11 protein-coding genes are annotated in these 10695 nt (G+C 67.8%); 8 read left to right on the top strand and 3 right to left on the bottom strand.

Translation table 11 applies throughout. The features are described from left to right. Positions 1 to 153: 153 nt before the first annotated feature. Positions 154 to 1209, top strand: coding sequence for a DUF4185 domain-containing protein (locus tag EV647_RS33545; protein ID WP_202876387.1), 1056 nt, complete (start codon positions 154 to 156; stop codon positions 1207 to 1209). Here the strand turns inward: EV647_RS33545 and EV647_RS33550 are convergent. Then, on the bottom strand, positions 1206 to 1682 hold the full coding sequence (locus EV647_RS33550; RefSeq protein WP_134010126.1) for a GNAT family N-acetyltransferase: 477 nt from the start codon (positions 1680 to 1682) through the stop codon (positions 1206 to 1208). The two genes, EV647_RS33545 and EV647_RS33550, sit on opposite strands and share 4 nt — an antisense overlap. Positions 1683 to 1722: 40 nt before the next feature. Then, positions 1723 to 2103, bottom strand: a complete 381-nt coding sequence (locus EV647_RS33555) for a VOC family protein (protein WP_134010128.1) — start codon at positions 2101 to 2103, stop codon at positions 1723 to 1725. Between the two features lie 198 nt (positions 2104 to 2301). On the opposite strand from EV647_RS33555, the gene EV647_RS33560 reads away from it, so the two are divergent. The 7 genes from EV647_RS33560 to EV647_RS33590 are packed head-to-tail and all read left to right on the top strand — an operon-like array spanning position 2302 to position 9514. Then, a complete protein-coding gene (locus EV647_RS33560; RefSeq protein WP_134010130.1) occupies positions 2302 to 3693 on the top strand; it encodes an ABC transporter substrate-binding protein in 1392 nt (463 codons plus the stop codon). A 4-nt stretch (positions 3694 to 3697) separates the two neighbouring features. After that, positions 3698 to 4624 (top strand): carbohydrate ABC transporter permease, encoded by a 927-nt coding sequence (locus EV647_RS33565; protein WP_134010132.1) that lies wholly within the window; start codon positions 3698 to 3700, stop codon positions 4622 to 4624. Then, complete coding sequence (locus tag EV647_RS33570; protein WP_134010134.1) at positions 4621 to 5502, top strand: carbohydrate ABC transporter permease; 882 nt, start codon at positions 4621 to 4623, stop codon at positions 5500 to 5502. Before EV647_RS33565 ends, EV647_RS33570 begins: the two co-directional genes overlap by 4 nt. Continuing rightward, positions 5499 to 6374 carry an NAD(P)-dependent oxidoreductase gene (locus EV647_RS33575; RefSeq protein WP_238177520.1) on the top strand — a complete coding sequence of 292 codons (876 nt, stop codon included), beginning with the start codon at positions 5499 to 5501 and terminating at the stop codon, positions 6372 to 6374. The genes EV647_RS33570 and EV647_RS33575 overlap by 4 nt, the downstream gene beginning before the upstream one ends. After that, positions 6375 to 7628 carry an enolase C-terminal domain-like protein gene (locus tag EV647_RS33580; RefSeq protein ID WP_134010136.1) on the top strand — a complete coding sequence of 418 codons (1254 nt, stop codon included), beginning with the start codon at positions 6375 to 6377 and terminating at the stop codon, positions 7626 to 7628. A 55-nt stretch (positions 7629 to 7683) separates the two neighbouring features. After that, on the top strand, positions 7684 to 8949 hold the full coding sequence (locus EV647_RS33585; protein ID WP_134010138.1) for an ROK family protein: 1266 nt from the start codon (positions 7684 to 7686) through the stop codon (positions 8947 to 8949). Positions 8950 to 8956: 7 nt separating this feature from the next. Beyond that, positions 8957 to 9514 (top strand): GNAT family N-acetyltransferase, encoded by a 558-nt coding sequence (locus EV647_RS33590; protein WP_134010140.1) that lies wholly within the window; start codon positions 8957 to 8959, stop codon positions 9512 to 9514. A 92-nt stretch (positions 9515 to 9606) separates the two neighbouring features. Here the strand turns inward: EV647_RS33590 and EV647_RS33595 are convergent, their stop codons facing one another. Next, positions 9607 to 10695, bottom strand: coding sequence for a Gfo/Idh/MocA family protein (locus EV647_RS33595; RefSeq protein ID WP_134010142.1), 1089 nt, complete (start codon positions 10693 to 10695; stop codon positions 9607 to 9609).

Consider the following 10695-nt stretch of genomic DNA (forward strand, 5'->3'; position numbering starts at 1 on the left):
CACGAGACGCCGCCGTGGTCTCGCACGTGACAGCCGGTCTCCGTGAGGTGAGTCACGTGCACGGGGGACGAAAGGGTTGACTTCGCTCTGGTGCCGCGGGATGGTGTGCGAGCAATCGATTTCCCACCTCACACCGCCCCTGGGAGTCAGTCGATGATGAAGCGATCCACGTTCCTCCGCGCGGCCGTCGGGGCCGGGGTGCTGGCCGCTGTACCGGGCCGTGCCGTCGGGAGTAGCCAAGCTGTGCTCACCAACAAAGTGGCCGATCTGACCGGACCTGGTCTGACCGACCGGTTCCGGATGGCCGCGACCGACCTCGGGATCCCGGCGCGGACGCCGGACGGGCGGCTGCTGTTCATGTTCGGCGACACCTTCGAGGAGGCGCGCGTCGGCGGCGGCTGGTGGCGGTCACCGGTCGCGCTGTGGTCGACGACCACCGACCTGAACGGCGGCGTGACATGGTCGGGCGCGGTCGGAGGCGCCGCGGCGCAGCAGCTGTGGGACTACCCGCACGACAATCCGACGTTCTCGACCGTGCTGCCCTCGGACGTGATCACGATCGGCGGGTCGATGTACCTGCACGCGATGGTGAACAAGGGCCTCGGAAACGTCGTGTGGACAGAGATCTGGCGCTCGGACAACTCCGGTGCGAACTGGTATCACACCGGCGCGAAGTTCGCCCCCGACATCGACGGCGGGATGTTCCAGCTGCTGACCTGGGGACTCGGCAACGACGGGTACGTGTACGTCTACTCGACCGGGTTCCAGCGCAACAAGCCGATCATCCTCAAACGCGTCCGCCAGGAGCAGATCGCGAACCCGGCAGCGTACGAACCGTGGGGCTACCGGGACGGGGGCTGGGCGTGGGGCAATCCCGCGACGCCGATCCTGAACGGGAGCTTCGGCGAGATGAGCCTGCGTCCGCTCGGCGGCAAGTGGGTGCTGACGTGGTTCAACGCCGGCGACTACCGCATCGACGGCATGATCATGGACACGCCGACGTCCAACCTCTACACGGCGTACCGGCAGACCCTGATCTACGGCGGCGCGTGGGGCTCGGAGGACGGCAACCATGTCGCTCAGCTGTACGGCGGGTATGTCATCCCGGGCTCCACACTCTCGGACATGCACCTGTCCGTGAGTCAGTGGAACACCGACAACGGCTGGCCGTACCGCGTCATGCAGTTCCGCGTCCGAGGCTTCGGCTAAAGCTCGAGCACCATCGTGTCGGAGGTGCCGACAACGCCGACCTTCCGGAACCCCAACGACTCGTAGAGCTTTCGCGCCGGGTTGTCCGGATCCACGCTGAGCGAGAGCTGCCCGTACGACGCTGCACGCGCCTGCGCGATCACCTCGGTCAGCACGCCCCGCGCGACCCCGCGCCGCCGGAAGGCGGGGGAGACGCCCAAAGTCAGCTCGGGTACGTCGTCCGCGACGTACCCGTACCCGGGCCGCTCCGCGGTAAGACACCGCGCCCACGCCGCACCGGCGGGGGAGCCGTCGACCTCCGCAACCACCCCGAAGTCACTCGCGCGCGGCCACCCGTGGAGGTATCGCCACGCGTGATCGTCGCCCCGCGCCTTTGCCTCGTCGTACCAGGGAGTCCCGTCCCAGTTGCAGGCCTCGAGCAACATCTCGATCAGGAACGGAAGGTCGGCAGCGGCCGCCGCGCGAAGATGCATGCCTCCATCCTTCCGCACACCGATCACCCGCTCCATCGGTTTACCTCGGCCCTGCGACCCCGATCAGGTTGCCCTCAGGGTCGGTGAACTGACCGACGACGAGCTTCCCCGGTACGCCGTCAGGCCCGAAGACCCGCTGCCCACCGAGTTCCTCGGCCTGCGTGAGAGCGGCCCCGACGTCCTCCACTCCGACGTAGAACAACACCTTCGGCCGGAGCGACGCGCCACCCCCGACGCCTCCGTTGAGCCCCGCAATCTCGGCCCCGACGAACCCGTACTCGCCCGTCTCCGACACGTGCTCGGAGACGGTGTCACCAAGCTCGAACGTCCACCCGAACAGGTCGCCGTAGTACGCGCGCAGCTTGCCGGGATCGGCCCCGATGATCTCGAAGTGCACCAGCTGGTTGGCTGATTCGGCCATGTGTGCCTCCTTCATCTTCTTCTTGTTTTACCGGTACGTCGGAGCGCCCGGCAGCACCTCGACCTGTTGCTCAAGCGTTATCGCACAAGTGCCCGGTGAGCTCTTGAGTTAGTAACACGCTTGGTTTAACTTACTCGGGACCTGGCCGGTGTGTGGCTCAGAGCACATCGGCGGCATCCGGAAACCTGAGGAGTTCCGATGACGAGAGTGAGCAGGTGGAGCCGTTGCGGGGCGGCCCTCGGCGTGATTGGGCTGGTGCTCGCGGCGGGGTGCGCGAAGGGTACGACGCCCTCGTCGTCCACCGGCGCCGCCGGCGAGATCGACGAGAAGGCGCCGGTTACCATCACGATCGGGGACCGCCCGACCCCCGACAAGCCGAACGACATCAAGGCGTTCGAGCAGAAGATCAAGGACTTCACGGCGAAGTACCCGAACATCACGGTGAAATCGACCGAGACCAAGTGGGAGGCGCAGACCTTCCAGGCCCAGGTGGCCGGCGGGACGCTGCCGACGGTGATGAACATCAGCTTCACCGAGCCGGCCAACATGATCCCGAACAAGCAGCTCCCGGACATCACCGACGAGCTGAAGCTGGTCGACCTGACCAAGGACCTGAACCCGAACGTCCTGAAGATCGTCCAGGACGCGAACGGGCGGATCTACGGCGTACCCATCGATGTCTTCTCGGTCGGCCTCGCCTACAACCGTGCTCTGTTCAAGCAGGCCGGCCTGGACCCGGACAAGCCGCCGACGACGTGGGACGAGGTCCGCCAGTACGCCAAGCAGATCGCCGACAAGACCGGCAAGGCCGGGTACGCACAGCTGACCACGAACAACACCGGCGGCTGGATGCTGACCACGATGACGTACAGCATGGGCGGCACGGTCGAGAGCCCGGACGGCAAGAAGAGCACGTTCAACGACGCGCCGACCAAGAAGGCGCTGCAGCTGCTCAAGGACATGCGCTGGACCGACAACTCGATGGGCAGCAGGTTCCTGTACAACCAGGAGGAGGTCCGCCAGGACTTCGCGGCCGGCAAGATCGGCATGGTCCTGCAGGCGCCCGACGCCTACGACATGAGCGTGAAGAACTTCGGCATGAAGCCCGCCGACTACGGTCACGGCGGTCTGCCGCAGGACGGCGGCCCGCACGGCACACTGACCGGTGGCTCGCTGAAGATGATCAGCCCGAAGGCGACCAAGAACGAGGTCGTCGCCGCGCTGAAGTGGATCAAGTTCGACCAGTTCGACAAGTACACGACCGAGTCGGTCGCGGTCCAGGACGCCAAGACCACGATCGCTGACAAGGGCTTCGTCGGCCGGCCGGGGATCACGCCGCTGAGCCAGGAGACCTACGACCAGTTCAACAAGTGGCGTGAGCCGTACGTGAACGTCCCGGTGAAGCAGTTCCAGGGGTACATCGACTCGACGAAGACGCTGAAGCTGCTGCCCGAGCCGTCGAACAAGGGCCAGGAGGTCTACTCGCTGCTCGACCCAGTGGTCCAGCAGGTGCTCACGAAGAAGGACGCGGACATCGACAAGTTACTGAGCGACACGGCCTCGAAGATCGACGCGCGTCTGGCTCGGTAGCCCAATGTTCCAGCAACGAACGGACAAGCCCGGCCGGAACGGTGCTCAATCTTGGGCCACCTGGTACCGCTCCGGCGGGCTGAGCGCGGTCTTCTTCGCCCTGCCCCTGGTGCTGATCTTCCTGTACTTCTCCTGGGGCCCGATCGTCCGCGGCCTGGTGCTCAGCTTCCAGAAGAACAACCTGGTCGCCCCGCCCGAGTGGGTCGGGATGTCGAACTTCAGTTACGTGCTGACCGATCCGCAGCTCCCGCAGGCAGCGCTCAACACGCTGTACTTCTGCCTGCTGGCCCTGATCTTCGGCTTTCCGGTGCCGTTGTTCCTGGCCGTCTTCATCAGCGAGCTGCGCAAGACCGGTTGGCTCTACAACGTGCTCTCCTACCTGCCGGCCGTCGTACCTCCGGTGGCCGCGATCCTGTTGTGGACGTTCTTCTACGACCCGAGCGGGGCGGGCGTGTTCAACTCGATCCTCGGCTGGTTCGGGCTCGGGCCGTTCGCGTGGCTGAACTCGCAGACCCTGGCGATGCCCGCGATCGTGCTCGAGGCGACGTGGGCCGGCGCGGGCGCCACGTCGATCATCTACCTGGCAGCGCTGACCGGCGTACGGACGGAGTTGTACGAGGCAGCCGAGCTGGACGGGGCGGGGATCTGGAGCCGGGTCTGGCACGTGACGCTGCCGCAGATCCGCGGAATCATCCTGATCATGATGCTGCTGCAACTGATCGGGACGTTCCAGGTGTTCACCGAACCGTTCCTGTTCACCGGCGGCGGCCCGAACAACGCCACCACGACGATCCTGCTGCTGATCTACCGGTACGCGTTCATCAACGGCGACTTCGGCGCCGCGACCGCGCTGAGCGTGCTGCTCGCGGGGGTGCTGTGCGTGCTGTCGGTCGTCTACCACTTCGTCACCCGCCGCTGGAGCACTACATGAGTCACGAGCGCGGAATCATCTCGACAGCCGACCGGCAGCGCGGCCTGATCCGCTACGGCCTGCCGACGATCCAGGTGCTGATCTTCATCGCTGTCCTGATCGCCGGCGTCGGGCCGCTGCTGTGGCTGCTCAAGTCGGGGGTCTCCACGAGCCAGGACATCCTGCGCGGCCCCATGCAGCTGTGGCCGTCGGGCATCCAGCTGAAGAACATCCCGGACGCCTGGAACCGCGTGCAGATCGGCGCGTACCTGGGCAACACCGCGTTCATCGCGATCGGTTCGATGATCTCGACCCTGTTCGTGTGTACGACGGGAGCCTTCGTGCTGAGCATCCTGCGGCCGAAATGGGGACCGGTCGTCACCGGCGCCGTCCTCGCCACACTCTTCCTGCCCGGTGTCATCTCGCTCGTCCCGCTGTACATGACGGTGCTGAAGATGCCGGTGCTCGGGATCAGCCTGCAGAACACGTTCTGGGCGGTCTGGCTGCCGCAGGCGGCCGGGGCGTTCAACGTGCTGGTGATGAAGCGGTACTTCGACTCGATCCCGCGTGAACTGATCGAGGCCGCCCGGATCGACGGCGCGAGCAACCTGAGGCTGTTCACGTCGCTGATCCTGCCGCTGTCGAAACCGATCGTCGGAGTCGTCGCGCTCCTGACCGTCATCGGTTCGTGGAAGGACTACCTCTGGCCGCTGCTCGTGCTGCCGGACCCACGGCTGCAGCCGATCTCCGTCGCCCTGCCGCGGGTGGCCAAGACCACAGAGATCTCCCTGCAGATGAGCGCGCTGTTCCTCGCGGTTCTGATACCTGTCGTGCTGTTCTTGTTGTTCCAGAAACAGTTCCTGCGCGGCGTGGGAATGGCCGGAGGTATCAAAGAGTGAATGAACTGAACGGTCGGCGGGTGCTGGTGACGGGGGCCGCCGGCCGGATCGGGCTGGTCACGGTCGAGCATCTGAACGAGTTGGGCGCCAAGGTGACCACGCTGTCGAACGTCGAGCACCCGGATCTGAAGGCGGACCGGGTGCTGATCGGCGATACGCGGTCCGAGACGGACGTGGCGCATGCCCTGGAGGGCGCGGAGTACGTCGTCCACCTGGCAGCGCTGCCGCACCCCTCGGCCGGTACGCCGTACGAGGTGTACTCGATCAACGTGGTGTCGACGTTCAACGTGCTGGCCCAGGCCGGTGCGCTCGGCATCGACCGGGCCGTGATCGCGAGCAGCATCAACGCGACCGGCGTACCGTTCAACCCGCACGAGATCCGGCCGCCGTACTTCCCGTGGGACGAGCAGGCGCCGAGCGATATCGCCGACGCGTACTCGCTGTCGAAGCAGAACGACGAGAACACCGCGCGGATGGCATGGCGGCGATGGGGGATCGACGTGGTCGCGTTCCGATTCCCCCACGTGAACTCGCCGGAGGTGCTGCAGGAGATGTCCGACCACGTCCGGGAGCATCCCGGAAGCGGCTTGCGGGAGGCCTGGAGCTACTTGGACACCCGCGACGCGGCGTACGCCGTCGAGCTCGGACTGACCGCGCCGTTGTCGGGCGCCCACACCTTCTTCGTGACCGCGAGCACCACCAACGCGCCGTACCCGACCGAGGATCTGCTGGACGCGTTCGCGCCGGACGTGCCGCGGTCGCGACGGTTCGCCGGTCGCGAGGTGCCGATCGACCTGACCGCCGTACGGACCGTGCTCGGCTTCGAGGCCCGGCATGAACTCGACCTACCCACCCTCTCCCTGGAGCACTGAATGCCCTCGAACTTCGACCAGCCGTGGCCCGTGCGGGACGACCTCCGGATCCGCGAGGTGAAGGCGATCGTCACGGCACCGCAAGGCATCCCGCTGGTGGTCGTGAAGATCGACACCACCGAACCGGGCCTGTACGGGCTCGGGTGCGCCACGTTCACGCAACGCTGGAAGGCGGTCCAGACGTTCGTCGACGAGCACCTGTCACGGCTGCTCGTCGGCCGCTACCCGGGTGACATCGGCGATCTCACCCGGCTGGCGTCGTACTCCGGGTACTGGCGCGGCGGACCGGTCACCAACAACGCGATCTCCGGTATCGACCAGGCGCTGTGGGACATCGCCGGCAAGCGCGCCGGCATGCCGGTGTACGAGCTGCTCGGCGGCAAGGTCCGTGCCGCCGCCGACACCTACATCCACGCCAGTGGCAAGACGATCGAAGACACGATCGACCACGCGCAGAAGCTGATCACGCAGGGCTGGCGGCACATCCGGCTGCAGATCTCGACACCGGGCGGTGGCGGGTACGGCGCTCCGCAGGTGCCGACGCTCTACCCGGACGCGCCGTACCGCAACGGCTGGTCGGCGCGTGACTACCTGCGGACCACGCCGGAGCTGTTCGCCGAGGCGCGGCACGCGCTGCCCGACAACATCGAACTGCTCCACGACGTGCACTCGCGGCTGACGCCGAAGGAAGCGGTGCTGCTGGCGCGTTCGCTCGAGCCACACCGGTTGTTCTTCCTCGAGGATGTGCTCGCGCCGGAGTTGTGGGACCGGCTGCCCGAGGTCCGGGCAGCCTCGCCGGTTCCGCTGGCCGTGGGCGAGCTCACGACGTCGTTCGGCGACGCGGTCCGGCTGATCCGGGACGGCGGCGTCGACTTCATCCGGTCGCATGTTTCTGATATCGGCGGCCTCACCCCGGCCCGCAAGCTGGCCGATCTCGCCGAGATCTCCGGCGTCCGGACAGCCTGGCACGGTCCCGGCGACACGTCGCCGATCGGCGCCGCGGCGAACGTCGCGCTGGACGTGACATCGGTTGCCTTCGGCATCCAAGAGGGGCACATCTACAACGAGGCGACGTACGAGGTGTTCCCCGGGACGCTGCGGATCGAGGACGGCTGGCTGCGGCCGAACGACGCGCCCGGCTGGGGAATCGACGTGGACCTGGACGCGGCGGCTCGTTATCCGGCGGAACTGTCCGGTCACGACGAGTGGGCGGCCGGCGTACGGCGCATCGACGGAGCGCTCGAAGCGCCGTGACATCGGGCGCCGGGCAGTACGATCACGGCCAGTAGGGACGAGACGGGAGGTGGAGATGAGCGATTCGGTCGAGGGACTCGCCGACTTGCGGCGCGCGGGCGCGAACCAGTACGACCTGGGCTCGTTCAACGAGGCCGTGATCATCGAGACGATCCGGCTGGCCGGCATCATCAGCCGGACCGAGATCTCCCGCCGTACCGGCCTGACCCAGCAGTCGGTGTCGCGGATCCTGCGTCTCCTTCTCCAGCAGGGGTTGCTGGTGGAGGAGGCGCAGGAGCGCGCTGAGCGGCTCGGCAAGCCGCGGACTCCGGTGCGGTTGCGGTCGAAGGCCGCCCATGCGGTCGGCATCCATATCGATCCCGAACTGCTCACCGTTGCCGTGGTCGACCTGGACGGCACGATCGTGCGGCGCGAAACGGTCGACCTCGCCGACGACCTCCCGGCGGACCAGTTGATCGACCTGACCGCGGCCACGGTGAACGCCGCACTCAGCATCAGCCAGGTCGACCTCGCGTCGATGCTCGGTGTCGGCGTCGCCGTACCGGGCCCGATCGACGCGGACGGGACCCTGCTCGCGCTGCCGTTGCAGCCGGCCTGGCGCGGGTTGAAGATCCGGCAGCTGCTGCAGCAGAAGCTGAACCATCCGGTGCTGGTGGAGAAGGACGGTACGGCGGCCGCGATCGGCGAGCGGTGGATCGGACGGTCGGCGCGGGCGCGGGACTTCGCCTACCTCTATCTCGGCACCGGCGTCGGCAGCGGCCTGATCCTGAACGGCTCGATCTACCGCGGCGGCACGGCGAACGCCGGTGAGTTCGGGCAGATCGCGGCGCTGCGGATGGGGGAGTGGGACCCGGACAACGGGCCGCGGATGGTGCCGGAGTGCAATCCGACGGCCTCGCTGCCGGTGATCGCGGGCGAGTTCGGGTACGTCGAGACCGATCCGGCCGCGACCGACGAGGCCAAGCGGTACCGGGCCGTGTGCAAGGCGGCGGCCGATGGGAATGCCGCGGCGGTGAAGGCGGTCACGCAGGTCGCCCGGGTGATCGGGCAGGGCGCGGTCGGCCTGGTGGATCTCCTCGACATCGACCTCGTGGTCCTCGGCGGGCCGGCGTACGGCAAGGAGATCTCGGAGATCCTGCTGACCGAGATCGGGCGCGCGGTGAACGCGCATCCGGTGGCCCGGGAGACCCGGCCGGTCGCGGTCGAGGAGTCGATGCTGCAGACCGACGCGGCCGCGGTCGGGGCGGCGTCGACGATCTTCCACGACGCGTTCACCCCTCGGGTCTCGGGATCGAGTCAGGCACGTAGGCTGCCCAAGTGATCGAACAGTGATCGAACCCCGCCCGCTGACGCCGGACGTCGAGCTCCGGATCGCGACCCTCGACGACGCCCCTGCCCTCGCCGACGCACAGATCCGGAGCCGCGAACATCTGCGGCCCTGGGAGCCGGTCCGGGACGAGAAGTGGTTCACCCCCGCCGGGCAGGCGGAGCGGATGACGTACCAGCTCGAGCGCTACAAGAACGGGCTGGTCGTGCCGTGGGTGCTGGCCTCGGACGATCGGATCGTCGGCCAGATCACGTTGAGCGACCTGGTCCCCGGCCCGTTCCGCAGCGCCGCCCTCGGCTACTGGCTGGCCGTCGACGTACTCGGCCGCGGCCTCGCCACCCGCGCCGTCGAGGCCGTCGCCGAGATCGCCGACACCCAGCTGAAGCTGCACCGGATCGAGGCCAGCACGCTCACCGGCAACGTCGCCTCCCAACGAGTCCTGCAGCGCACCGGCTTCACCCAGATCGGCATGGCCCCCACGTACCTCCACATCGACGGCCGCTGGCAGGACTGCAATTTGTACCAGCGCATCCTGAACTCTCGCGAGCCCGGCGCGTAGGTGGATCTCCAGGCCATCACAATCGCCGTCGGCGAGCGTGCCCACGCTGAGCCGAGTCCTGCTCGGCACATTGTGATGGCCTGGAGATCCAGTCACCTCGGTGGGAGGCCGACGCCGCGCGACACATCCACGTCGTCGTAGCGGCCTTCGAGTACGTCGAGGAACTTCACCGGGCGTTGGAGGGTGGAGGCGATGTAGACGGCTCGCACTGTGGCGAGCGCGTCGATCGCGTCCTGGACCGTGATGGCGGGCGGGGTGCCGTCGGCGATCGCCTTGAGGATGTCGTCGTACTGCGCCTTGTGGCCGCCAGGGCCGCCGACGTCGACGGGCTGGTCGTCGGTGGAGCCGTCCACGTTCAGCCGGCGGAGGCGATCGTCCTCCACCTCGGCGCCGCCTTCGGTGCCGTGGACGGAGACCCGGGTACGGCCGCCGGGGAACGCCGCTGTGGTGGCGTGCAATGTGCCGACGGCGCCGCTCTCGAAGGTGATCGTGGCGACGACCGTGTCCTCGACCTCGATCGCGTGGTGGGCGGCCCGCAGCGCCTGGGCCTGGATGCTCACCGGGCGGCCCATGAACCACAGCATCAGGTCGACGGTGTGGACCCCCTGGTTCATCAGCGCGCCGCCGCCGTCCTGCGTCCACGTCCCGCGCCAGCCCGCGGACGCGTAGTACTCGTCGCTGCGCCACCAGGCCACCGTCGCGACGGACGACGTCAGCTGCCCGAACCGCCCGGCGTCGATCGCCTGCTTGACCACGGCGCTGCCGGCGTCGAAGCGGTGCTGGCTGATCACCGACGACAGCACGCCGTGGCTCCCGGCCCGGGTCGCTGCGGCACCAAGGCGCCGCGCCCGGACCAGGTCGACGTCGAGCGGCTTCTCGATCACGACGTGCTTCTTCTCGTTCAGTGCCTGCTCGGCCAGCGCCGCGTGCGTGCCACTGGGGGTGCAGATCGCGACGAGGGAGACGTCCGACCCACCCAGCGCCGCGGTCAGGTCGGCGTGCACCTTCGGCTCCGGCTGCCCGAGTTCGACCAGTTGTGCCTTGAGTGCCTCCGCGGCCGCGGCGTCACCGTCCACCAGGGCGGTGACGATCGCGTCCGGCCGTTCCGCGATGGTCTTGGCGTGGGTGCGGCCGATGATGCCGCACCCGACGATCGCGACCTGCTGTTGTGTGTCAGCCAT

Origin of the sequence: Kribbella sp. VKM Ac-2566 (assembly GCF_004366005.1) — a bacterium.
GTDB lineage: Bacteria > Actinomycetota > Actinomycetes > Propionibacteriales > Kribbellaceae > Kribbella > Kribbella pratensis.